We start from the raw sequence: 22,082 nt of genomic DNA, 5'->3' as shown, positions 1-22,082 counted from the left end.
TCCACAGCGTCGAGGCGATCAGCGCGAACAGCATGCCCAGCGGTTCGACCGAGAAGGCTACTGGCAGTCCCGGCAGTGGCTCGGCCAGCACCACGCGACCCGTGTCGCCAGCCCGGAGTGCAGCATGAATGCTGAACGCCAACCAGGCGACCAGCGAACCGGTGGCGAGCGTCACGCCCTCGCGCAGGTTGGGCCAGCGGCCGGTCAGTGCAACGCCAACGGCGCCAATGAACGGCAGTGCAATGGCCCAGAGGATCAGTTCGGATGCGGGAAGCTGCAACATTACTGGCCTCCCTTCAGGAGTTCGATTGCCGTAGTGGCAATGTCAGCCGAAAATTCGGTGTCGAAACCGAACCAGATGTTGGCCAGCACCATGATCCACAGCGGGACCAGCAGCGCCAGCGGTGCTTCCTTGACCTCGGGATGCATGTCTTCTTCCGTATCCTGGAAAAACAGGGTTTCGACGATCTTCCAGACATAGATGACGGCCAGCAGCGAGCCGATCAGTACCAGGAAGGCGAGTGCCCAGTGCTGTTGTTCGACGGCGGCCAGCAACAGGTACCACTTGCTGATGAAACCGGCCGTGCCGGGCACGCCGATCAGGCTGAGACCGCCGATAACAATGCCGACCATGGTCCACGGCATCTTCCGGCCGACGCCGCGCATGTCGACCAGGCGGCTGGAACCGACGCGATAGATGATTGCGCCAATGCCCATGAACAGGGCCGCCTTCATCAGGGCGTGGTTGAAGACGTGGATGACGGTGGCGCTGTAACCGAGCAGGCTGCCGAAACCGATACCCATGGCCATGTAACCGATCTGTGCGACCGAGGAATAGGCCAGCAGGCGCTTGGCGTTTTGCTGGTAGATGGCATAGATCGATGCGCCGATGACACCGGCCACGCCGGCATACAGGAACAGGTCGGCGAATATGGACGAGGCCACGAACTCCGGCGAGAACACCGTCAGCACCATGCGCAGCATGACGTAGACCGCGACCTTGGTGGCAGTGGACGCGAGGAAGACGGTGATGGCATTCGGAGCATAGGTGTAGGCGTTCGGCAGCCACAGGTGCAGCGGGAACAGGGCCAGCTTCAGCGCGACACCGACCATGATGAAAGCGAACGCCGTGTAGACGGTGCGCATGCCCTCGACGTGCTGCAGGCGTTCGGCCATGTCGGCCATGTTCAGGGTGCCCGTCTGGGCAAACAGCAGGCCGACGCCGATCAGGAAGAAAGTCGCGCCGATGGTGCCGAGAATCAGGTACTGGTAGGCCGCGGTCAGGGCGCGGCGATCACGGCCCATCGCAACCAGTGCATAGGTCGACAGCGACGAGATCTCCAGGAACACGAACAGGTTGAAGATGTCGCCGGTCATCACGATGCCCAGCAGGCCGGTCAGGCACAGCAGGAAAGCGGCATAGAACAGCGGCAGTTTCCGCTGGCCGATTTCCGCCGGCACGCTCTTCCAGGCATAGGGCAGGGTGATGGCACCGATACCGGCGACCAGCATGGCCAGGAAGGCGTTCAGTGCGTCGATGCGATACTCGATACCCCAGGGCGGCGCCCAGCCACCCAGCGCGTAGCTGATCGGGCCGCTGGCGAGCACCGTGACCAGCAGGGTGATGGTGAGCGCGAACACCGTCCAGGTCGTCAGCAGGCTGCCGAACCACGGCAGGCGGCCGGCGGGCAGCATGCTGACCAGCGGTGCGGCCAGCAGGGGCACGACCACCACGAGCACGCTCAGGTGCTGGAGAAAGCTTGCGTCAGTCACAGCGATTCATCCTTGGCGTGAATTTCGTCTTCTTCGATGGTGCCGTAGGCTTCCTTGATGCGAACGACCAGCGCCAGGCCAAGCGCGGTGGTAGCCACGCCGACCACGATGGCGGTCAGGATCAGGACGTGCGGCAGCGGATTGGAATAGCTGGCATAGCCTTCGGCCACGATTGGCGTGGTGCCACCCGCGACGTTGCCAAGGCTGATGTACAGCAGGAATACCGATGTCTGGAAAATGTTCAGTCCGGCAATCTTCTTCACCAGGTTGTTGCGGCTGAGCACGGTGAAAAAGCCGGCCATCATCAGGAAGATGACAATCCAGTAGTTGTAATGGCTGAGGAGCAGCTCGGTCATGGGCGGGCCCTCCCGGCAAAGGCAAAGAATATGATCAGCATCACCGAGGCGACGGTAATGCCGACGCCCAGCTCGATCACGATGATGCCGACGTGCTGGCCGGCAAGGTCGTTTTCCAGCAGGGCGCTGTAGTTGAGGTAGTTGCCGCCCTTGAGCAGTGCCACGACGCCCGTCAGGCCGTACAGCAGCAGGCCGACACCGGCCAGCACGCGGATGACCGCGGGCGGAATCACGCGCTCTACCGTGTCGATGCCATAGAGCAGGCCATACAGGATGAATGCCGCGCCGAAGATCACGCCGGCCTGGAAGCCGCCGCCCGGGCTGTAGTCGCCATGGAACTGCACGTACAGCGCAAACAGGATGATCAGCGGGATGGTGAACTTGGCGATGACCCGCAGGATGAGATGGTGATTCATTCCTTCACCTCCTGCTCGTCTTCCTCTTCCTCGCGACGACGCAAGCCGATCAGCAGCAGCACGCCGACACCGGCCGTGAAGATCACGGCGACTTCGCCGAGCGTATCGAAACCACGGTAGCTGGCCAGCACGGCGGTCACGAGATTCGGCACGCCGGTCTCTGCCATGCCTTGCTCGACATAGCGCTCGGCCACGTGGGTGTGGATCGGAGCGTCAGCGTCACCGAAGGCGGGCAGGTCCATGGTGCCGTAGACCAGCGTGGCACCCGTGATGGTCACCAGCAGCAAGGGCAGCCAGGGGCGATGGCTCGGCGCCTTCTCCTCGAAACCCTTGGTCAGTGCCAGCGTGGCCAGCATCAGCACGGTCGATATGCCGGCGCCTACCGCAGCCTCGGTAAAGGCGACGTCGGCCGCGTCCATGACCACGAACAGGCCCGCGGACAGCAGGCTGAAAATGCCGAACAGCATGATCACGGCAAACAGGTTGCGGATGCGAATGACCGCCACGGCGATCACTGCCAGGAAGGCCAGCAGCGTGATGTCGATGATGATGTCGGTCACGAGCCGTCTCCTTCTGCATGGCGTTCCATCGTGTCCTGGCCACCTTCCAGCGCGCGCAGGCCGCTGTGCAGGGCGGCGTTGGCCAGTGCATGCGAAGCTGTCGGGCTGGTGAAAAACAGGAAGGCGAAAATCAGGAACAGCTTGAAGGTCACCAGCGACAGCCCGGCCTGGAAAGCAAGGCCGAGCAGGATCAGGGCGGCGACCATGGTGTCGGCCAGGCCGGCTGCATGCATGCGACTGAAGAAGTCCGGCATGCGGTGCATGCCAATGCCGCCGATGATGCCGAGCAGGCCGCCGGCGACCAGGCAGGTCCAGCTGAGAATGTCGAGCAGCTCGGTCATGACTGCACCTCCTGTTCGTCATCACTGTCGCTGGCAGCATGGAAATTGCCTTGCTCGACCAGCTTCAGCACGGCGACGATGCCGATGAAATTGATCAGGGCATACACCAGCGAGATGTCGAGCACGTCGGTGCGGCCGGACAGGAAGGCAAACACGGCAATCAGCAGCACCGTCTTGGTGCCGAACATGTTCACCGCCAGGATGCGATCGAACAGGGTCGGGCCGGCCATGGCGCGCGCCAGCGCGAGGCCCATGGTGGCGAGAATGGCAATGGCAGCAACGGCATACATCATGACGCCTTCTCCTTGTCTTCCGGCACGCGGCGGGCCATGCGCTCGGCCTCCAGGTCCTCGGCTGTCTCGCGGGCGAGGGCATGGACGAGAATCTCGTTACCCTCCATCCGCATCGATACGGTGCCTGGCGTCAGGGTGATCGAATTGGCGTAGATCACCCGCCCGAGGTCGGTCTGCTGCGGCATCTTCACCGTGAAGGTTCGCGGGCTGATGCTGCGCTGGCCCTTCAGGATGCGTATGGCCACGTCGATGTTGGCCAGCACGATTTCCTTGCTCAGCCAGGCCCAGAAGCGAACCAGCTTGCCGGTCATGTGTACCGGGTAGCTCTCGTGGTCGACGACTTCCATGCGCAGGGCGAGAAAGACGGTAAACAGGGTCGAGGCGATGCCCAGCGAAATCAGCAGCGCGTCGTAATGTCCTGACATCAGCAGCCACAGGGCGAGCAGGGCTGCTGTCAGGCTGATGGCGTGTTTCACGATGGAGACTCCGTGTTGGCCGGAATGCCTGGAATAAACCGAGGCGCCGGATTATAGCAACGGGCTTTCGACAGACGGAAGCCGCACCGGACGAGGCGGAGAGCATCCCCGAAGGGGACTCTTATTAATAGGGGCAGCAGAAAAAAAATGCTTTTTCGCTGCAGCAGCGGGTTCTTGGCCGGCCTAACGACCGAAAACCCGCCGCAACAGCTCCGTGGTGCGAGCTGCCGGGTCGTTTCGAATCGCCGCTTCTTCCTCGGCCAGGTAATGGAAGAGCCCACCCAGGGCACCGTCGACCACGTGTTCGGTCAGGTCGGCCTTGACGTCTGGCAGGAAGGGCAGGGCGTCGTACTTCTGCATGGTTTCGTCATAGGTGCGGATGGCGCCGACCTCCAGCATGGCCTCGTCGATGATCGGCCGCATGCGCTCGGCCAGCTCGGCGGTCATGGCCTGCTTGAAATACTGCGTTGCGGCATCGTCCGGGCCGTTATAGATGTCCATCACGTCCCGCAGGCTCATCTGCCGGATGGCCGACCAGAAAACGTCACGGGCAGCGGGTGCTGCACGCTCGGCCGCCCGGTTCAGCTTCAGTTCGAGTTCGTCGCCGTAACGTCCCAGCCCGATCTTGCTCAGCGCCTCGTCCACCTCGCGAAGCTGTGCGGGCAAGGGGATATGGATCAGCGGATCGTCCTGGAAGGCATCGACGGCGCCGAGTTCGTCGGACACCCGTCCCGTGCCAACTTTCAGTGCTTCGCGCAGGCCGGCTTCGATGTCGGCCTGGGTCAGGCCCTGGTTGCTGCCGATCTGCTCGGCCACCTGGCCGGCACCACGCAGCAGGTCTTCCTTGGTGCAGGCGCTCAGGGCAAGACCTGGCAGCAGGATGAAAATCAGGGCGGGGATTCTGGTGTGCGGCATGGGATATCTCCGGCGGTGTTTTTCCTGAGAATACTGCATCGCGAGTGGGCGTGCCGGGACAAAAAAAAGCGGCTCCTGTTGCCAGGAACCGCTTCGATTGGTGGGTGGTACTAGGATCGAACTAGTGACCCCTGCCGTGTGAAGGCAGTGCTCTACCGCTGAGCTAACCACCCGATAATCGCTGCCCGGGCCACAAACCCCGAGCTGGCCGCGCATTTTAGGGGGTCCGGCCCCGGCGGTCAATTCACCTCTCTGGCGCAGGCTCAGTCCTGGTAGCGCTGCATGACCAGGGTGGCGTTGGTGCCACCAAAGCCGAAGCTGTTGGACATGACGCGCTCGATCGGCCCTTCCTCGGTCTTCATCAGCACCGGCAGGCCTTCGGCGGCCGGGTCGAGATTCTCGATGTTGGCCGAGGCGGCCTTGAAGCCGTCGCGCATCATCAGCAGGCAGTAGATCGCTTCGTGCACGCCAGCGGCGCCCAGCGAGTGGCCGGACAGCGACTTGGTGGAAGAGAAGGCCGGCATCTTGTCGCCGAACACGTTCTTCACCGCGCCGATCTCGGCCTTGTCGCCGGCCGGGGTCGAGGTGCCGTGGGTGTTGAGGTAGTCGATGTCGCCATCAACCGTCTTCAATGCCATCTGCATGCAGCGCTCGGCACCTTCGCCGGACGGGGCGACCATGTCGTGGCCATCAGACGTGGCGCCATAGCCAACGACCTCGGCGTAGATCTTGGCACCGCGGGCCTTGGCATGCTCGAGCTCTTCCAGCACGACCATGCCGCCACCGGAGCCGATGACAAAGCCGTCGCGGTCCGCGTCGTAGGCGCGCGAAGCCTTGTCCGGGGTGTCGTTGTACTTGCTGGACAGGGCGCCCATGGCATCGAACATGCAGCTCAGCCCCCAGTGCAGCTCTTCACCACCACCGGCAAACACGATGTCCTGCTTGCCGAGCTGGATCTGCTCCATGCCGGCGCCGATGCAGTGCGCCGAGGTGGCGCAGGCCGAGGCGATGGAGTAGTTCAGGCCGCGGATCTTGAACGGCGTGGCCAGGCAGGCCGAGACCGTCGAGGTCATGGTGCGCGGGACCATGTAGGGCCCGATACGGCGCACGCCCTTGTTGCGCAGGATGTCGGCTGTTTCGATCTGCCATTCCGGCGAACCGCCGCCGGAGCCGGCGATGATGCCGGTCATTTCATTGGAGACGTCCTTCTCTTCCAGGCCGGCATCCTCGATGGCATTGGCCATGGAGATGTAGGCCCAGGCTGCAGCATTGCCCATGAAGCGCTTCATCTTGCGGTCGATGTGCGCATCGATGTCGATCTCGGGCTTGGCCGAGACCTGGCTGCGGAAGCCGAGTTCGGCGTACTCCGGGTTGGCGATGATTCCCGAGCGGCTCGTCCGCAGGGACTTGCTGACTTCGTCCAGGGTGTTGCCCAGGCAGGACACCACACCCATTCCGGTAATTACGACGCGTCGCATGCAATATTCCTCAGAAACTGTCAGTGGATTGGAACAGGCCAACGCGCAGGTCGCTGGCGGTATAGATTTCGCGGCCATCGACCAGCATGCGGGCATCGCCGATGCCCATGATCAGCTTGCGCTCGACCAGTCGCTTGATCTCGATTTCGTACTGCACCAGCTTGGCGGTCGGCAGCACCTGGCCGAAGAACTTCACTTCGCCGGCGCCCAGTGCCCGGCCACGGCCGGGATTGCCGCGCCAGCAAAGGTAGAAGCCGACCAGCTGCCACATGGCATCCAGGCCCAGGCAGCCCGGCATTACCGGATCACCCTCGAAATGGCACTGGAAGAACCAGAGATCCGGGTTGATGTCGAGTTCGGCACGGATGAAGCCCTTGCCGGCGCTGCCGCCGTCGGCCGTGATCTCGGTGACGCGGTCCATCATCAGCATGTTGGGCAGCGGCAGGCGGCCATTGCCGGGGCCGAACATCTTGCCGTGGCCGGCCTCGAGCAGTTCCTCGCGGGTAAAGCTGTTCTTGTCTTTGAAACTCATGTTCTTCCCGAATCTGGGTGGCTTGTCGAAAGTTGCAGAGTATAACGCGGGACAGGGGGGTGAAGTCTCGCAAAATCGACGCTGATTTCGAGATTCGGGCAAGGTTCAAACGCTTGTTTTGATTATGAATTATGGCGCTGCATCACCCGCCGGGCTGCCACGCAGCAGCCGGCCGAGGAAGCTGAAGTAATGGTCGATGTGGGTCTGGCCGTCGATATCCTGCAGCAGCCAGGGATTCATCAGGGTGTGGCGGAGGATGTAGATCCGGTCCTGGTCGTCCGCCGACTCGATGCCCAGTCGCTCCAGCAAGGTGGCGAAATGAGTCGCACCGAGGCCCTCGCGGGTCAGGGTGGTGTAGGAGCCGAAGAACTCGCGAACCTGCACGGGCTGGCCCGGGTCGATCCGGACCTGGTCGATGATCCTGCGAGTGAAGCGATTCATCTCCCGCAGGGACGTGTTCCCGCGGACATTGAAGGCCAGGCATGCCAGGTTGCTGTCCGGTTCGATGGGCAGCAGCAGGCAGATATCGTTCTCGAGTTCGCGGGCAAGTGCCAGCGCAGCATCGTAAAAGGCCTCGGTGGCGTGCAGCGTCCGCTCGATGATGCGGCCAAGGTTGTCGCGATCCAGTGGCAGCACCGACTGGCTGACAAAGACACCGGCGGCCGCTGCGCCGCTTTTCGAGCCCTCGAGAATGTATTTGCCGAGTGCGCGGAAGCGTGCCCGGTAGCTGTCGTCCTGGCGTTCCGGGTCGAAGACGTAATCGGCATCGTGCGCCACGAAGGGCATCATGCGCTGGTCGCGATAGACAATCGCGCCGGCGCCGAAGGGTACGAAACCGAGCTTGTGCGGATCGATGGTGACCGATTCCGTGCGAGCCAGCGCGCCAAATGCCGCATGCACGGTTTCGCTCGGGAAATACTTGAACTGCTGCCGTACTTCCTCGTGTGGCACCAGGCCGCCATCCGGATTGCGGAACAGGCTGGTCAGGTAACCGCCCCAGGCGCCATCGACATGCACGGGTGCGTAGATGCCGCGTTCGGCCATCTGGTTGCGGATGGCCAGCATGTCGGCAATCGGATCGACGGTGCCGTACTCGGTGGTGCCCAGCACGCCTACCAGGCCGATGACCGGTTGCCGCCTGGCGGCGCAGTCGGCGAGCGTCGTTTCCAGGGCTGCCATGTCCATGCGCATGCCGGTTTCCGGAATGACCCTCAGCTGTGCCTCACCAAGGCCCAGCAACTTCATCGCCTTGGCCCAGGAGTAATGCGCCGTGACCGGCAACAGCAGCACCGGCGGCTGCCAGTCCGGATGACGGCTGGCAAATTCGTGCCAGCCCAGGTGTTCGACGCGTTCCAGCTTCACGGCCTTGAGCAGCGACCTTGCCTCGTCGGTTGGCAGCGACTGCAGCATGGCCTGGAAGTCGTCCGCGAGGACCAGGATGTCGTCGGTCGAGAGATTGGCCAGCGTCCAGCTGTCGTGCCCGGCGAGGTCCTGCTTGCCATGCACCAGCTCATGGCCACTGGACGCCAGCGCGCGCTTCAGGGCCAGCGGCCAGCAGCGCAAGGCCCGTTGCATGTGCAGGGCTTCGTAGTTGGCGACGGTACCGCCGGAGGTAATGTGGCCGAAGGCGCAATCCGCCTCGCTCTCGTTCGTGTTGAATCCGAGCATGCGGGCAATCTGCAGGCCGGCCGAAATTTCCATGTCGAGGGTGACGGGGGCGGCTTCATCGACCACGTTGTTCGGGTTGTAGGGCAGGGTCATCATCTGCGCGATCAATGCCGGCAGCAGCGTGTCGCTGGCCATGTGGCCGATGTAGCGTGGTGATGAAAACGGCACGGATCGTTTCAGCGCCGCGCTGAGACGATGCAGCTCGGCCGACATGCGCGCGATCATGGCGGTGTATTCGGGATCATTGGCCGCCAGCGTCGGGATCGCCGGCGGATCCTCGGGGTGGAAATTCCGACGCCAGTAGACATGGTCGCGCAGGAATTCCAGCAACATCTTTTCGAAGATGTCGTTGTTCTCGCCATACGGGCCCAGGAACAGGGAATTGATGAAGCCGTCTTTCATGCCTTCCTCCTGCATCGCATTAGAATCCAGGTTCGCGCGATTCGCCTTGACGCAGGTCAACGCCGAGTTGAATGGCGGTCCGGGCAGGGAGGGGCTGTATACTGGTGGCGCGTCCATTGATAGAGAGAACACGAGTGTCCGAGTCCGAGCAGAAACTTCCCGCGAACCTGGCGTCGGCGTTCAAGGCCTATGACATCCGGGGTCGGCTACCCGATGAACTGAACGAATACGCCGCGTACCGGATCGGCCTCGCTTATGGCGAGCTGTTTGGTCCGGGCAAGGTTGCCGTGGGCAGGGATATTCGCCTGTCAGGACCGACGATGGTCGCTGCATTGACCCGGGGCTTGCTGGAGAGTGGTTGCGACGTGATGGACCTCGGCATGGTCGGTACGGAAGAGGTCTACCATGCGGTGGCGCACCAGAAGCTGAAGGGCGGGATTGCAGTAACCGCCTCGCACAATCCCGCTGACTACAACGGCATGAAACTGGTGCGCGAGGATGCGCGGCCGATCTCGGCCGATACAGGGTTGAAGGAGTTGCTGGATTTCGTGCAATCGGGAAAGGAACCGACCGTTGAACGCAAGCCCGGCAAGCGCATCGAGCTTGATGGCAAGGCTGCCTACATCGATGACCTGCTGGCTTACGTGAAAGCTGTCGACCTGAGGCCCTATCGCATCGTGGCCAACTGCGGAAACGGTTCGGTCGGTCCTGCACTGGAAACGTTGCGGGAACACCTGCCTTTCGAATTTACCGTGCTGCAAGGCGAGCCGGATGGCGAGTTTCCGAATGGCGTGCCAAACCCGTTGCTGATGGAGAACCGGCAGCTGACCGCTGACGCGCTGGCCGAGGCCGCAGCCGACTTTGCCATTGCCTGGGACGGGGACTTCGATCGCTGCTTCTTCTGGGACGAGAACGGCCGTTTCATCGAGGGCTATTACGTCATCGGCCTGCTGGCTCAGCGGCTGTTGCGCGACCACCCGGGTGCGAAGGTCGTGCATGATCCGCGCCTGTACTGGAACACGGTCGATGTGGTGTCGCGCGCAGGGGGCAAGCCCGTCATGAGCAAGTCAGGACATGCCTTCATCAAGGAGCGCATGCGCATCGAGGGTGCGATCTATGGTGGTGAAATGAGCGCGCATCACTATTTCCAGTCATTTTCGTATTGCGACAGTGGCATGGTACCGATGCTGCTGGTGGCTGCGCTGATGAGCGAGACGGGCGAGCCCTTGTCGGCGCTGGTAGATGACATGATCGAGCGCTACCCCTGCTCGGGTGAAATCAACCGCACGGTCGATGATCCGGATGCCTTGCTGAAACGTATCGAGGATGAATACGCCGGTGGTGCGAACCGGGTTGATTACACTGATGGGCTTTCCATCGACCATGCCGACTGGCGTTTCAATATTCGCAAGTCGAATACCGAGCCGCTGGTGCGTATCAATGTCGAGGCGCGTGGCGACAGGTCGTTACTGGAAACAAAGACGAAGGAACTGCTGCGCCGGATCGAAGCAAGCTGAAAGGCAGTTGCCGGTACTCATTCCAGTAAAAGGCCTTTTCCTATCCGGATGACCCAGTCCGGGTTGCCGCGCTCGGCAATTTTCCAGGGTACGCGTTTCTCTGACAGTTCTGCGAACAGCATGTGCGGCTCGCGATGCACGACAAGTCGCAGGATGTCATTCTCCCCCAGGCTGTCGACGGCCTCCATTGCCAGGATCAAGGGCTCCGGTGCAGGCTTGCCGCGGACATCGAGTTCTATTTCGCGCATGGGCTTCTCCTCCATTCGACGCCACTTTGCCATGGCCACGGTCGGCTGCCTTGATTCAAATCAAGGTGCTGCTCCGACAGCTCGCATAGTCTGCCCCGGTCGAAATACCGGAGATCGCCATGGAACTTGTCTGTCCCGCCGGGAGCCTGGCTGCATTGGATGCAGCAATCAATTCGGGCGCCGATTCGATTTACGTCGGCCTAAGGGACGGCACCAATGCGCGCAGTTTTCCCGGCCTGAATTTTTCTTCAAGCCAGCTTGAGGATGCTCGCAAACTGACCTTGCAGCATGGTCGGAAGCTTTTCCTTGCGGTAAACACGTATGCACAGGCAGGTCGCTGGTGTGAGTGGCAGCGGGCTGTCGATATTGCGGCAGGTGTCCACGTGGATGCATTGATCGCTGCGGACATGGGAGTCCTCGATTATGCAGCGTCGCGACATCCAGGCCTCGACCTGCATCTTTCGGTGCAGGGATCGGCGACAAACTGGCGGTCCTTGCGCCTGATGCACGGCATGTTCGGCATCAAGCGAGCGGTATTGCCAAGAGTCCTTTCATTGAAACAGGTCGAAAGACTGGTCGACGACAGTCCCGTGCCACTTGAAGTCTTCGGCTTCGGCAGTCTGTGCATCATGGTAGAAGGTCGATGCCAGTTATCTTCATACGTAACAGGTCAGTCGCCCAATACCTGCGGTGTCTGTTCTCCCGCGAAGTTCGTGCGCTGGAACGACACGCCGGACGGGCTGGAGAGTCGCTTGAATGGCAAGCTGATCGATCGATTCGAACCGGGCGTCAAGGCGGGGTACCCGACCGTCTGCAAGGGACGTTACGACATGGAAGGCCGCATGCTGCATGCCCTTGAAGAACCGGTGAGCCTGAATACCATGAGCATCCTGCCTCGCTTGCTGAAGGCAGGTGTGGTTGCCATCAAGCTGGAAGGCCGGCAGCGCAGTCCTGCCTACATCAAGCAGGTTGCTGGCGTATGGCGGTCGGCCATCGATGCGGTACTGCGTGATCCCGACGGCTACACGACGCAGCTCGCCTGGGACCAGGTTCTAGCCGCGGTATCAGAAGGCGCACAGACAACACTCGGCGCATACACGAGGAGCTGGCAATGAACACTGTCAATCCGGCGGAGCGCAGGCTGCAGCTGGCTGTCGGTTCCATACCGTATTTCTGGCCGAAGCAGCAGGTCGAGGATTTCTATGCCGCACTTGTGAAGCTGCCTGTCGATACCGTGTACATCGGTGAGACCGTCTGTTCGAAACGGCGTGCGCTGTCAGCTGGGGACTGGTTCGAGCTTGGCTGCATGCTGAGCGATTCCGGCAAGGAAGTCGTGTTGTCATCGCTGGCCTTGATCGAGGCATGGTCGGAACTGTCGATGCTGAAGAAGCTGGCAGCCAACTTCCGGTTCATGATCGAGGCGAACGATCTTGCTGGCGTTGATGTCGCGATCGAGCATAAACAGCGTTTCGTCACCGGACCGACCGTCAATATCTACAACGGCCATACCTTGTCCACACTGGTGTCAAAGGGCCTGCAACGGTGGGTGCCACCGGTCGAGCTTTCCGCTGAAAGCATTCGCGCCATCCTCGATGAATTCAGCGAGCTGCGTGGCTACGCTTCGGAAAGCCGCGTGGAAACCGAGGTGTTCGGTTACGGGCGCCTGCCGCTGGCGCACTCGGCACGTTGCTTCACGGCGCGCTACCACGGCCGCACCAAGGATACCTGCCGCTTTGCCTGTCTCGAAAATCCGCAGGGGCTTCCCGCCAGGACACGTGATGGCGAGCCCTTCCTGCGACTGAACGGGATCCAGGTCCAGTCGGATGCCGTGCATGCCGTTACAGATGTTGAATCGCTTGAAGCGGCAGGTGCGACTCGGCTGCGCTTGTCGCCGACGGGCGACGATTTCCTCGATGTCGTGACCGTTTATGCCGACCTGCTCGATGGCAAGCCCGCGACGCTTCCGGGAGAGAACCTGGTCGCGGGTTACTGGTTCGGTCAGCCGGGAATGGCGCCGGCACCGGGGGGCTGAGCCGGGACGCGATCGGCGGCCCATTCCATCACGCGCAACAGGGGTGGGGGCAGGGCGGCCAGGTCCGTGGCGTCCAGCAGGTTCTTTATGATCAGTCCCAGCTCGGTGTCGCCTTCCATTACCAGGTGGCGATGAAAGAACAGGGTATCCGCATCGACGCGTTTGACAGCGAGCCACAGGAAGGCCGCCAGCGGCCCGCGGATCTCCACGTCGGGCTGCCGGCCACTGGTAACAACCAACCGTGTACCGGACTTGCTGAAGCCCAGGCGAATGCCGAGATCGTCCACGACCACGGCAAACTCGCTTCCGGCAAGCATGTCCAGCTCTCCCTGCTCCAGGTAACTGGCAAATACATGTTGCAGCAGTCGCTCAACTGGCAGTTGCAAGGCAGTCCGTGGCATCCCCTTGCCGAGATGTCGGAAGACGTTCGGCAGGCGCGGACAGGCTTCGGCGCGGGTGTCATGCCCGGTCGATGGATTGCTTTGCATCACGAGACCCTCCTGGCTTTTCGCAATCCTCCCACCCGTCGTGTCACCTGGCCTTGATGCAGGTCAAGGCCGTTCACAGGCCTGATCCGTATCTTGCGAGCACATTCGCTAGTTGCGACGCGCAAGAGGACACCGATGGAAACCAGCTGGGAGTTACTGGACATGCGTGCGCGCATGAGACTTATCGATACCCAGCTGGTGATCCTGCTGGCGCGTCGCTTCGAGATCATGCGTGACATCCGTGCTTACAAGCAGGCCCGGCAGCTGCCACTGATCGACCGGCAGCGCGAAAAGGAAGTGCTTTCGCAAGCACTGGACCTGGGCCTGTCCATGGGTGTGCCTGACTCGATCATTCGCAGCCTTTACCGCCAGATGTTCGAGCATGTCCGCGGCGTTGATCCGGGGAAGGGCTTGATGGAGATCAAGGCAGAAAGCGCTGCTGGCATGGAAACTTTCGATCAAGCGCCGGGAAACCGGTGATTTCTACTTAAAGAGGTAAGTGTCATGACTGATACAAAACGGTTGTGGTGGACACTGGCAGCAATCATGACAGTGTCCTTTGGCATCCTCGGCTGGATGGGCGGCGAGATCTACCGCACCATGCCGCCGGTGCCGCAAGCCTATGTCGCGGACAGCGGCATCACTCTCTACACCTATGACGACATACAGAAGGGCCGCAAGGTCTGGCAGTCCACGGGTGGTCACCAGCAGGGCTCCATCTGGGGTCATGGTGCCTACGTGGCGCCGGACTGGACCGCTGACTGGCTGCATCGCGAAGCTGTTGCACTGCTCGACATCTGGTCGGAGCAGGAATATGGCGTGAAGTACGCAGCGCTGGATGTCGAGGCACAGGCCGGCCTGGAAGCGCGGCTCAAGACCGAGATGCGCAGCAACACCTACGACGAGAAATCGGACACGGTGAGCATTTCGAACAATCGTGCCATGGCCATCATGCAGACGGCCGCGCACTACGCAAAGCTGTTCAGTGATCATCCGGATTACGAGGCGCTGCGCGAGGATTACGCCATCCGCAACAATCCGGTCGAGGACCCGTCGCGTCGCGAGGCGCTGGGTGCATTCTTCTTCTGGTCGGCCTGGGCGGCAACCACGAATCGCCCGAACGACACGATCACCTACACGGCGAACTGGCCGTCGGAGCCGCTGGTCGGCAACAAGCCGACGGGTGCCGCGTTCATGTGGACCATCATTTCCATCATGGTGCTGCTGGCCGGTATCGGTGCGCTGGTCTGGTACCACGCGCGCAGCATGGAGCACGACGAGCGTCCGACGCCGCCAAGCATCGATCCCTTGCACAACCTGAAGCCGACGCCATCGATGAAGGCGACCATCAAGTACTTCTTCGTCGTGGCGGCTTTGTTCGCCGTGCAGGTATTGCTGGGTGCGATCACGGCGCACTACGCAGTGGAGGGTCATTCCTTCTATGGCTTCAACCTGGCTGACGTCCTGCCGTATGCCGTCACCCGCACCTGGCACACGCAGCTTGCGGTGTTCTGGATCGCGACTGCCTGGCTGGCCACGGGCCTGTACATCGCGCCGGCGATTTCCGGGCATGAACCGAAGTTCCAGCGCCTTGGCGTGAACTTCCTGTTCGTCTGCCTGCTGATCATCGTGGTCGGCTCCATGGCAGGGCAGTGGTTCGCCGTGATGCAGAAGCTCGGCCTGGACATCAACTTCTGGTTCGGTCACCAGGGTTATGAGTACGTCGATCTCGGCCGCTTCTGGCAGATCTTCCTGTTCATCGGCCTGATGCTCTGGCTGGTGCTGATGGGTCGCGCATTGTGGCCGGCACTCAAGAACAAGGACGAGGGCCGTCCGCTGGTTGTCATCCTGTTCCTGTCGGTCATCGCCATCGGCCTGTTCTATGGTGCCGGCCTGATGTGGGGCCAGGAAACGCACCTCGCCATGGTCGAGTACTGGCGCTGGTGGGTGGTGCACCTGTGGGTCGAAGGCTTCTTCGAAGTGTTCGCCACGGCAGTCATCGCCTTCCTGTTCACGCGCCTTGGCCTGGTGAAGACCAGCCACGCGGTCACCGCGATCCTGTTCGCCACGATCGTGTTCCTGACCGGTGGCATCCTCGGTACCTTCCACCACCTGTACTTCACCGGCACGCCGACCGCCGTGATCGCACTCGGTGCGACCTTCTCGGCGCTGGAAATCGTGCCGCTGGTACTGATCGGCTTCGAAGCCTGGGAGAACTACAAGCTGTCGTATGCCGCTCCCTGGGTGCGCATCTACAAGTGGCCCATCCTGTTCTTCATCGCGGTCGCGTTCTGGAACCTGGTGGGTGCCGGCCTGTTCGGCTTCCTGATCAACCCGCCACTGGCGCTGTACTACATGCAGGGCCTGAACACGACGGCGCTGCATGGCCACACCGCACTGTTCGGCGTGTACGGCATGCTGGGCATCGGCCTGATGCTGTTCTGCCTGCGCGGCCTGACGTATCGCCAGGAATGGGACGAGAGCCTGCTGAAGACAGCGTTCTGGTCGCTGAACGGCGGTCTTGCCGCGATGGCCTTGTTCAGCCTGCTGCCGATGGGTCTCTACCAGGTCTGGGCCAGCGTCACCGAAGGCTTCTGGTTCGCCCGCTCGGCCGAGTTCGTGCAGCAGCCACTGATGCATGCCTTCGTGTGGATGCGTGTACCGGGTGACATCCTCTTCAGCGTCGGTGTGCTGGCGATCGCCTGGTTCGTGGTTCGGTTGTTCATCGGCCCACGGCGCAAGCGCCAGGAAGAGGGCGTGCTTGCAGACGGGGCGATCAGCGCCGACTGATCCCTCGAGCATGCGAGCTGGCTGCGTTCGTAGCAGTCAATGGAATGCCACGGCTTAACGCCGTGGCATTTCTTTTTGGGAATATTGGCAAAAATTTCTTTTTCATCGATGTTAGGGTATTTACAATAAATTCTTGTGCAATCCTAAACTTCGTACCGGGATGAGACTGTGGAGGCTGCCATGACGTGGGATGAGGCCAGAGGGAGTTACGTGAAGCTCGTGTCGCGCTGTGCGCTGGCTGCTTGTTTCCTGGCCGTGCTGCTGCTTGGCATCCCCGTGCTGCTGCCTGGAGCCGGCAATCCGGGTCAGCTTTCCGCCTTGAGTGTGCTGGGCATGGCAGTCGGTGCGCTCGGGGTGCTGGGATTGCAACTCGGCCGGCTCCGTATATCGGCGCTTGCGGGCCTCTTCCTGATGCTGGCCGGCACCTTTGGCTTGCTGTCATTGCTGCTCGCCTACTCGGGACTCGGGGCAGGCGTCACGACACTCGGGCGCTGGATGCTTGAATTCCAGTCCCTGCCACTCAATGTCGCCGGGCCGTTCTTCTTCACAGGTTTCGTGATTTTCCAGCTTGCCCGCCGCGAGGTGAGACCGTCTTACCTGCAGTTCGGGGTTGCGGTCTGTATCGCCGCCTTCGTGATTGTCGCCGGCGCGTGGCTGGTCGAGGCAACCGTACTTGATGTCACGGCCAGCAAGCTGCTGCATCGTCGACCAACGGCTGCGGAAATCGTGATGCTGTTTTCCTTCCTCCTGGCCCTGCTTGCCACGGTGCTCGCTGCGAGCGATATCGACTGGAGCAATGCAATGATGCTGGTGCCGCAGCTCGCATTCATGCTGGTACTGGCAAGCAGTTTCAACCTGTGGATGTTCCTGGTCGAAAAGGAACAGACCATCATTCTCGCGGAGACACAGGATCATGCAGAGCGGCTGGAGTCGGCCCTGCGCCAGCAGCAGGAGGAGCGTCTCGCCGCGCTGGACCGGATGGCCACTCGCTACATGCTGCATGAAAGTCAGCTGGAGAGGGCGACCTGGCGCGTCGATGCCGAGAACTACCTCTCATCCTACCCCGAGCTGCTGGGCGTGCTGATTGTCGGTCCCGACGAAATCGTCCGGTGGAGCTTGCTGTCAGGTTCCGAACTCGATCTTGATGGCACGAACTTCGGCAGCGATTCGCTGCATTCCCAGTTGCTGGAGCGTGCGAGAACGGTCGAACAGGTGCTCGTCAGCGAACCCATGCCGCTGCTTCGTGGCGAAGAGGGCGTCATGCTGTTGTTTCCGCTCAGCCAGGGCGCCGAGTTCCTCGGCTGGATGGTCGTGGGCGTCGAGATGAAGCCGCAGTTCGATCAACTGGTATCCCAGGTGGCGGCAAATTTCGAGGTTGTCATCAGATACAAGGACAGGATCGTCTTCCGGAACTATCACGAAGCAACGGCTTCCCCGGTCGCATCGCGACTGGCTGTGGATCATCGTTTCCAGGCGATGGGCGTGGAGTGGCTGGCAAGTTTGCGGCCTTCCAGGCAGCATCTCGAAAATCGCCTGCCGTGGCTGAGCTTGCTGATGTTGCTGGCCGGCATCCTGTCCGCCGGTTTGTTCGGTGCCGCCTTGTTGCAGCTTGGCAGCGCACGGCGTGCTGCGCGGAGACTGGCAGACAGCGAGCGTCGCTTCCGCCTGGTGGCGGAGCAGACGGGCGAGCTGATCTACGATTGCAACATTGGCTCGGGGCACATCGAGTGGGCTGGCGCACTCGAGGACAGCACCGGGCTGCGCACGGCGCCAACCGGGGAGACGGCGCTGGCGAACTGGATCGAACGCATTCATCCGGATGACAGGCTGCCCGAGCAGGTTCCTGGCGAGGATCTGCTGGACGAGCGTGGCCGCTTCAAGCGTCACTATCGACTGGGACTGGAGGACCGCTTCATTCATGTCGAGGATGCCGGCGTGATTCTCAAGGACGAAGAAGGTAATCCGGTGCGCATGCTGGGAGCGATCAAGAACATTACCCAGCGTCTCGAGCATGAGGCTGCGTTGCGTTACCGGGCCAACCATGACCTGCTGACCGGCTTGCTCAGCAGGGAACGCGTGATGGTCGTCATGCAGGAGATGCTCGACAGCGAGGATTCCGGTGGCGCGCTGGTGTTGCTGGATATCGATCGCTTCCGCTCCATCAACGTGAACCTTGGTTACGATATCGGTGACGAGCTTCTGAAGTCGACGGCTGCTCGTCTCGACATGTTGCTCGCCGACCAGGGCATCCTGGCGCGGCTGGGCAGCGATCGATTCGCGCTGTTTTTTCCTGGCGATTCCGTGTCAGGTCTTTCCAAGTTCTGCAATGACCTGCTGGTCGAGATGGAGAAGCCGTTCCTGGTCGATGACAATCCGCTCTACGTTTCCGTCACGGCAGGTGTTGCCTGCTGTCCACAGGATGCCCGCACCGCGGAGGAGTTGTTCCAGACTGCCGAGCTGGCGGTCGGTCATGCCAAGGCGCGGGGGCGAAACCAGCTTCTTTATTTCGACGAAACCATGCGCGGCGACGCGGCTGGCAATCTCTGGATCGCCAACAGGCTGCGCGACGCGCTGGAAAACGAGGAGTTCCATCTGAATTTCCAGCCGCGTGTCCACTTGCAGACCGGCAGGATCATCGGCATGGAAGCACTGTTGCGCTGGACGCGGCCTGACGGAGAAGTCATCTCGCCGGGACGCTTCATTCCCGTCGCTGAGGAGAGCGGCATGATCGGCCCGATCGGCTGGTACGTGGTCGATGCCGCGGCAGACGCCGCCTTGTCGCTTGGGAAAGGCCTGATGCAGGGGCGGCGAATCGCGATCAACGTGTCTGCCAGGCAGTTGTTGAACCGGGATTTCGCGACCGAGCTGACTGACAGGGTGCGCGAGCGGGGAGCACATCCGGAGTGGTTCGAAATCGAGTTGACGGAGACCATGCTGATGCAGGATCCCGCTCTCGCGGAGCAGTTGACAAGCGATCTCCACGACGCCGGATTCACGGTGGCAATCGACGACTTCGGCACGGGTTACAGTTCGCTCAACTACCTCAAGCATTTGTCGCTTGATTTCCTGAAGATCGACCAGTCCTTTGTCCGCGGCCTGCCAGGCAGCGAACATGACGCGGCAATCGTGCGTACCATCATCGGCATGGCGCATGGCCTCAAGCTCACGCTGATCGCCGAGGGAATCGAGGAAGATGCGCAGCGCGAATTCCTGTTCGCCGAAGGTTGCGAGGAAGGCCAGGGCTTTCTCATGGCAAGGCCTGTACCGCTGGAAGAGCTTCGCAGCATGCTGGTCGGCGGCAGCCTCAAGCTGGTATCGGGAGGTGATACCGGGTCTTGATGTCGATCAATGCCGACACCTTCATTGCCATGAATAATGGCAGCTCGAACAACGAGCATCATGGCAGGCAGGCATGACTGACAACAGTACACAGGCGACGCGCCGCCTGAAACCGGACTGGCAATCTCTCGCAGCAGCGCCGCATCGCATGTTCTTCGCGACCGGCATCGGCTTCATACTGCTCGTCGCCGCCTGGTGGTTGCTCATCATGCTGGCACGCAGCTTCGCAGGTGGCGTGCTGGAACCCGTGGTTCCGGCGCTCATCACCCATGGCTCCTTGATGCTGTACGTCGTGTTCACGCCCTTCATGTTCGGTTTCCTGTTGACCGTCTATCCACGCTGGCAGGTTGCGCCCGATATTCCCTTGTCCGTCCAGATGCTGGCGCTGTCGAGCCTGCATGTCGGCCTGATGCTGTTGCTGGCGGGCAGTTACCTGTCGATGCCGCTGGCGGCGGCCGGCTGGCTGGTGCTGGCTGTGGGCTGGCTGGCGATGGTGGGTGGCTTTGCCTGGAGCTGGTGGCAGTGCGAGGCGCCGGTCATTCATGCCGGCATAGTCTGGCTGGGCATGTGCTGTGGCCTGCTGGGCGCCGCGGGCATGGGCGTCATGCTGCTGGCAGGCGACTATTCCTGGTGGCCATGGCTGAAGGCGATGGGTCTCTGGGGGTTCCTGCTGATCGTGTTCATTGGCGTCTGCCATCGCATGATTCCGTTTTTCACATCGCGTGTCGTGCCTGGCTACGAAATCTGGCGACCGGATTCGTTGCTGCGCCTGTTCGTGGCTGCGGCCTTGTTGCGTGTAGCCGTCGAACCGCTGGCCGGCTTGCATTGGCTGCCAGATGCCACGCTGTTCGGATTGTCGCTGGCATTTGCCTGGCGCTGGCGACCGGGCAAGCGTCATGGCAATGCCCTGCTGCGCGTGTTGCATGTCTCCATGGCCTGGCTTGTCATTGCGACGGGATTCTACTTCCTGGATTCCAGCCTGGTGCTCGTCGATTCCGGGTTCAGCCTGGGTCGTGCACCCTTGCATGCCATGTCGCTCGGTTTCCTCGGCAGCATGCTGCTGGCCATGGTGACGAGAGTGACCATGGGACACTCTGGACGTCCGCTGGCACTGGACAGGAAAGGCTGGTGGATATTCCTGCTGCTCCAGCTGACGACCATCACGCGGTTGGTCGCAGAGCTTCGGACTGGCTGGGCAAGTGATCTGCTGCAGCTTGCTGCCGCGGGCTGGTTGCTTGTGTTCCTGCTCTGGGCCTGGCGCTATGCATGGATCTACTTCGTGCCACGTGCCGATGGCCAGCCAGGTTGACTAGCCACTACCGGATTCGAACAAGGGGAAATGGAAAATGCTCTACCTGATCGTCAAGAAGATTCACATCCTGAGTGCGCTGCTCAGTCTTGCACTGTTCGTCTTCCGGGGCGGGCTGATGATGAAGGAGTCCCCCTGGCTGGAAAGGCCGTTGCTGCGCATTGCGCCGCACGTGGTCGACACCGTGCTGCTGACGACGGCGCTGTGGCTGATGTCGCTCCTGCACCAGTATCCCTTCGTGCATCACTGGCTGACGGTCAAGGTCGTGTTGCTGGTGGTCTATATCGTGCTGGGCAGTCTTGCCCTGAAGCGTGCGAAGACAAAGCGCATGCGCATCGTGTTCTTCGGTCTGGCGGTCGCAACGTTCCTGTTCATCATTTCGGTGGCCCGCACGCACAACCCGCTGGGAGTCTTCAGCCTGCTGGTTTGAAGGGTGTCACAGGTCGATGGCCAGTTCGCGCAACAGCGTGCTGTCGATGATGTGGATGTCCGCGCCCTTTACGGCAATGGCGCCTTTTTCCTGCAGCTGGTTCAGGGCGCGGGAAAAGGTTTCCGGCTGGATGGAGAGGCGGGCAGCGACGAGTTTCTTGGTGGTATCGAGATGCACGGCGTCACGATCATCGGCCGCTTGCTGTTCCAGCGACTGCAGCAGGAAGTTGATGACGCGCAGCGTCGAATTCTGCAGCGACAGGGAGTCGATCTCGTTGACTCGCCGGTGCAGTCGCATCGCCAGCGTGCCCATCAGGGAAAAGGCCGTATCCGGCGACTGTCGCAGGATGTCCACGAACACGCGGCCGTCGAGGCCGATGACGGTGGTTTTCTCCAGCGCTGTCGCGTCGACAGGATAGGCAGGTGTTTCGAAGAACATCACGGCTTCGGCAAAGGTGTTGCCCTTGCGCAACACCTCGATGACCTTCTCCTGGCCGTTCGGTGCCAGTCGCGACAGCTTGATGCTGCCGCTTTCCACCCGGTAGAAGTACTGCGCTTCCTCGCCATGGTTGAACAGGATCTGGTCGGCATCGAGTTGCTTGCGGATGGCGGCATCGGCCATGCGCTGCAGGCCGGCGTCATCCAGTTCGCTCAACAGTTCCACCTGCTTGAGTGCGTCTATGTCCAGCATCGCCTTCCAAAATTCCAGGTTTCGTTTTC

23 protein-coding genes and 1 tRNA gene are annotated in these 22,082 nt (G+C 61.5%); 8 read left to right on the top strand and 16 right to left on the bottom strand.

Going from position 1 to position 22,082, the window contains the following annotated elements; all coding sequences use genetic code 11:
- The 13 genes from R3217_06515 to R3217_06455 form a co-directional block, all read right to left on the bottom strand.
- On the bottom strand, positions 1–283 hold a 283-nt coding region (locus tag R3217_06515), incomplete at its 3' end, for a monovalent cation/H+ antiporter subunit D family protein (protein MDX1455088.1).
- Positions 283–1,773, bottom strand: coding sequence for a monovalent cation/H+ antiporter subunit D family protein (locus tag R3217_06510; protein ID MDX1455087.1), 1,491 nt, complete (start codon positions 1,771–1,773; stop codon positions 283–285). The genes R3217_06515 and R3217_06510, both read right to left, overlap by 1 nt.
- The gene (locus R3217_06505) at positions 1,770–2,129 is read right to left on the bottom strand and encodes a cation:proton antiporter subunit C (GenBank protein ID MDX1455086.1); all 360 of its coding nucleotides are present in this window, start codon (positions 2,127–2,129) and stop codon (positions 1,770–1,772) included. Before R3217_06505 ends, R3217_06510 begins: the two co-directional genes overlap by 4 nt.
- The gene (locus tag R3217_06500) at positions 2,126–2,545 is read right to left on the bottom strand and encodes a Na(+)/H(+) antiporter subunit B (GenBank protein ID MDX1455085.1); all 420 of its coding nucleotides are present in this window, start codon (positions 2,543–2,545) and stop codon (positions 2,126–2,128) included. The genes R3217_06505 and R3217_06500 overlap by 4 nt, the downstream gene beginning before the upstream one ends.
- Entirely contained in the window at positions 2,542–3,105 is a 564-nt protein-coding gene (locus tag R3217_06495; GenBank protein ID MDX1455084.1) for a DUF4040 domain-containing protein, read from the bottom strand. The genes R3217_06500 and R3217_06495 overlap by 4 nt, the downstream gene beginning before the upstream one ends.
- Positions 3,102–3,446: a monovalent cation/H(+) antiporter subunit G gene (gene mnhG, locus R3217_06490; protein ID MDX1455083.1), complete on the bottom strand. Its 345-nt coding sequence runs from the start codon at positions 3,444–3,446 to the stop codon at positions 3,102–3,104. The genes R3217_06495 and mnhG overlap by 4 nt, the downstream gene beginning before the upstream one ends.
- Entirely contained in the window at positions 3,443–3,736 is a 294-nt protein-coding gene (locus R3217_06485) for a monovalent cation/H+ antiporter complex subunit F (GenBank protein MDX1455082.1), read from the bottom strand. The genes mnhG and R3217_06485 overlap by 4 nt, the downstream gene beginning before the upstream one ends.
- Positions 3,736–4,215 (bottom strand): Na+/H+ antiporter subunit E, encoded by a 480-nt coding sequence (locus tag R3217_06480; GenBank protein MDX1455081.1) that lies wholly within the window; start codon positions 4,213–4,215, stop codon positions 3,736–3,738. Before R3217_06480 ends, R3217_06485 begins: the two co-directional genes overlap by 1 nt.
- 183 nt (positions 4,216–4,398) lie before the next feature.
- Complete coding sequence (locus R3217_06475) at positions 4,399–5,130, bottom strand: DUF4197 domain-containing protein (GenBank protein MDX1455080.1); 732 nt, start codon at positions 5,128–5,130, stop codon at positions 4,399–4,401.
- Between the two features lie 98 nt (positions 5,131–5,228).
- Positions 5,229–5,303: transfer RNA gene (locus tag R3217_06470), tRNA-Val, on the bottom strand.
- A gap of 90 nt (positions 5,304–5,393) precedes the next feature.
- Positions 5,394–6,608, bottom strand: coding sequence for a beta-ketoacyl-ACP synthase I (fabB, locus tag R3217_06465; GenBank protein ID MDX1455079.1), 1,215 nt, complete (start codon positions 6,606–6,608; stop codon positions 5,394–5,396).
- A gap of 10 nt (positions 6,609–6,618) precedes the next feature.
- A complete protein-coding gene (fabA, locus tag R3217_06460; GenBank protein ID MDX1455078.1) occupies positions 6,619–7,140 on the bottom strand; it encodes a 3-hydroxyacyl-[acyl-carrier-protein] dehydratase FabA in 522 nt (173 codons plus the stop codon).
- A 129-nt stretch (positions 7,141–7,269) separates the two neighbouring features.
- On the bottom strand, positions 7,270–9,210 hold the full coding sequence (locus R3217_06455) for a pyridoxal-dependent decarboxylase (GenBank protein ID MDX1455077.1): 1,941 nt from the start codon (positions 9,208–9,210) through the stop codon (positions 7,270–7,272).
- Between the two features lie 134 nt (positions 9,211–9,344).
- Here R3217_06455 and R3217_06450 point away from each other — a divergent pair, with 134 nt between their 5' ends.
- On the top strand, positions 9,345–10,727 hold the full coding sequence (locus tag R3217_06450) for a phosphomannomutase (GenBank protein ID MDX1455076.1): 1,383 nt from the start codon (positions 9,345–9,347) through the stop codon (positions 10,725–10,727).
- 17 nt (positions 10,728–10,744) lie between these two features.
- Here the strand turns inward: R3217_06450 and R3217_06445 are convergent, their stop codons facing one another.
- Positions 10,745–10,975 carry a DUF2249 domain-containing protein gene (locus R3217_06445; GenBank protein MDX1455075.1) on the bottom strand — a complete coding sequence of 77 codons (231 nt, stop codon included), beginning with the start codon at positions 10,973–10,975 and terminating at the stop codon, positions 10,745–10,747.
- 119 nt (positions 10,976–11,094) lie between these two features.
- Between R3217_06445 and R3217_06440 the strand changes: the two genes are divergently transcribed.
- Positions 11,095–12,090 carry a peptidase U32 family protein gene (locus R3217_06440; GenBank protein MDX1455074.1) on the top strand — a complete coding sequence of 332 codons (996 nt, stop codon included), beginning with the start codon at positions 11,095–11,097 and terminating at the stop codon, positions 12,088–12,090.
- Positions 12,087–13,007, top strand: a complete 921-nt coding sequence (locus R3217_06435) for a U32 family peptidase (GenBank protein MDX1455073.1) — start codon at positions 12,087–12,089, stop codon at positions 13,005–13,007. The genes R3217_06440 and R3217_06435 overlap by 4 nt, the downstream gene beginning before the upstream one ends.
- On the opposite strand, the gene R3217_06430 is transcribed toward R3217_06435, so the two are convergent.
- Entirely contained in the window at positions 12,974–13,495 is a 522-nt protein-coding gene (locus R3217_06430; protein MDX1455072.1) for an SCP2 sterol-binding domain-containing protein, read from the bottom strand. The genes R3217_06435 and R3217_06430 overlap by 34 nt on opposite strands.
- Positions 13,496–13,630: 135 nt before the next feature.
- On the opposite strand from R3217_06430, the gene R3217_06425 reads away from it, so the two are divergent.
- From R3217_06425 to R3217_06405, 5 genes are all read left to right on the top strand, one after another.
- The gene (locus tag R3217_06425; protein MDX1455071.1) at positions 13,631–13,975 is read left to right on the top strand and encodes a chorismate mutase; all 345 of its coding nucleotides are present in this window, start codon (positions 13,631–13,633) and stop codon (positions 13,973–13,975) included.
- 24 nt (positions 13,976–13,999) lie between these two features.
- Complete coding sequence (locus R3217_06420; protein ID MDX1455070.1) at positions 14,000–16,285, top strand: nitric-oxide reductase large subunit; 2,286 nt, start codon at positions 14,000–14,002, stop codon at positions 16,283–16,285.
- Positions 16,286–16,465: 180 nt separating this feature from the next.
- Positions 16,466–19,624, top strand: a complete 3,159-nt coding sequence (locus R3217_06415) for an EAL domain-containing protein (protein MDX1455069.1) — start codon at positions 16,466–16,468, stop codon at positions 19,622–19,624.
- Positions 19,625–19,697: 73 nt separating this feature from the next.
- A complete protein-coding gene (locus tag R3217_06410) occupies positions 19,698–20,933 on the top strand; it encodes an NnrS family protein (protein ID MDX1455068.1) in 1,236 nt (411 codons plus the stop codon).
- A gap of 37 nt (positions 20,934–20,970) precedes the next feature.
- Positions 20,971–21,363: a SirB2 family protein gene (locus R3217_06405; protein MDX1455067.1), complete on the top strand. Its 393-nt coding sequence runs from the start codon at positions 20,971–20,973 to the stop codon at positions 21,361–21,363.
- Positions 21,364–21,369: 6 nt separating this feature from the next.
- Here R3217_06405 and R3217_06400 read toward each other — a convergent pair.
- The coding region (locus R3217_06400; protein ID MDX1455066.1) for a Crp/Fnr family transcriptional regulator at positions 21,370–22,082 on the bottom strand (713 nt) is incomplete at its 5' end.

This window comes from Gammaproteobacteria bacterium (assembly GCA_033720895.1).
Classification (GTDB): domain Bacteria; phylum Pseudomonadota; class Gammaproteobacteria; order Natronospirales; family JAJUFS01; genus JAWWBS01.
Note: the sequence above shows the minus strand (reverse complement) of the source record. Positions and strands in the feature narration are given on the sequence as shown.

Excerpts from the sequence above, each read along its gene's own strand:
- R3217_06500 (MDX1455085.1), bottom strand. The coding sequence starts at position 2,545 with ATGAATCACCATCTCATCCTGCGGGTCATCGCCAAGTTCACCATCCCG.
- R3217_06435 (MDX1455073.1), top strand. The coding sequence starts at position 12,087 with ATGAACACTGTCAATCCGGCGGAGCGCAGGCTGCAGCTGGCTGTCGGT.
- R3217_06405 (MDX1455067.1), top strand. The coding sequence starts at position 20,971 with ATGCTCTACCTGATCGTCAAGAAGATTCACATCCTGAGTGCGCTGCTC.
- R3217_06420 (MDX1455070.1), top strand. The coding sequence starts at position 14,000 with ATGACTGATACAAAACGGTTGTGGTGGACACTGGCAGCAATCATGACA.
- R3217_06475 (MDX1455080.1), bottom strand. The coding sequence starts at position 5,130 with ATGCCGCACACCAGAATCCCCGCCCTGATTTTCATCCTGCTGCCAGGT.
- fabB (MDX1455079.1), bottom strand. The coding sequence starts at position 6,608 with ATGCGACGCGTCGTAATTACCGGAATGGGTGTGGTGTCCTGCCTGGGC.
- R3217_06505 (MDX1455086.1), bottom strand. The coding sequence starts at position 2,129 with ATGACCGAGCTGCTCCTCAGCCATTACAACTACTGGATTGTCATCTTC.
- R3217_06415 (MDX1455069.1), top strand. The coding sequence starts at position 16,466 with ATGACGTGGGATGAGGCCAGAGGGAGTTACGTGAAGCTCGTGTCGCGC.
- R3217_06485 (MDX1455082.1), bottom strand. The coding sequence starts at position 3,736 with ATGTATGCCGTTGCTGCCATTGCCATTCTCGCCACCATGGGCCTCGCG.
- R3217_06430 (MDX1455072.1), bottom strand. The coding sequence starts at position 13,495 with ATGCAAAGCAATCCATCGACCGGGCATGACACCCGCGCCGAAGCCTGT.
- fabA (MDX1455078.1), bottom strand. The coding sequence starts at position 7,140 with ATGAGTTTCAAAGACAAGAACAGCTTTACCCGCGAGGAACTGCTCGAG.
- R3217_06445 (MDX1455075.1), bottom strand. The coding sequence starts at position 10,975 with ATGCGCGAAATAGAACTCGATGTCCGCGGCAAGCCTGCACCGGAGCCC.
- R3217_06440 (MDX1455074.1), top strand. The coding sequence starts at position 11,095 with ATGGAACTTGTCTGTCCCGCCGGGAGCCTGGCTGCATTGGATGCAGCA.
- R3217_06455 (MDX1455077.1), bottom strand. The coding sequence starts at position 9,210 with ATGAAAGACGGCTTCATCAATTCCCTGTTCCTGGGCCCGTATGGCGAG.
- R3217_06425 (MDX1455071.1), top strand. The coding sequence starts at position 13,631 with ATGGAAACCAGCTGGGAGTTACTGGACATGCGTGCGCGCATGAGACTT.
- mnhG (MDX1455083.1), bottom strand. The coding sequence starts at position 3,446 with ATGACCGAGCTGCTCGACATTCTCAGCTGGACCTGCCTGGTCGCCGGC.
- R3217_06410 (MDX1455068.1), top strand. The coding sequence starts at position 19,698 with ATGACTGACAACAGTACACAGGCGACGCGCCGCCTGAAACCGGACTGG.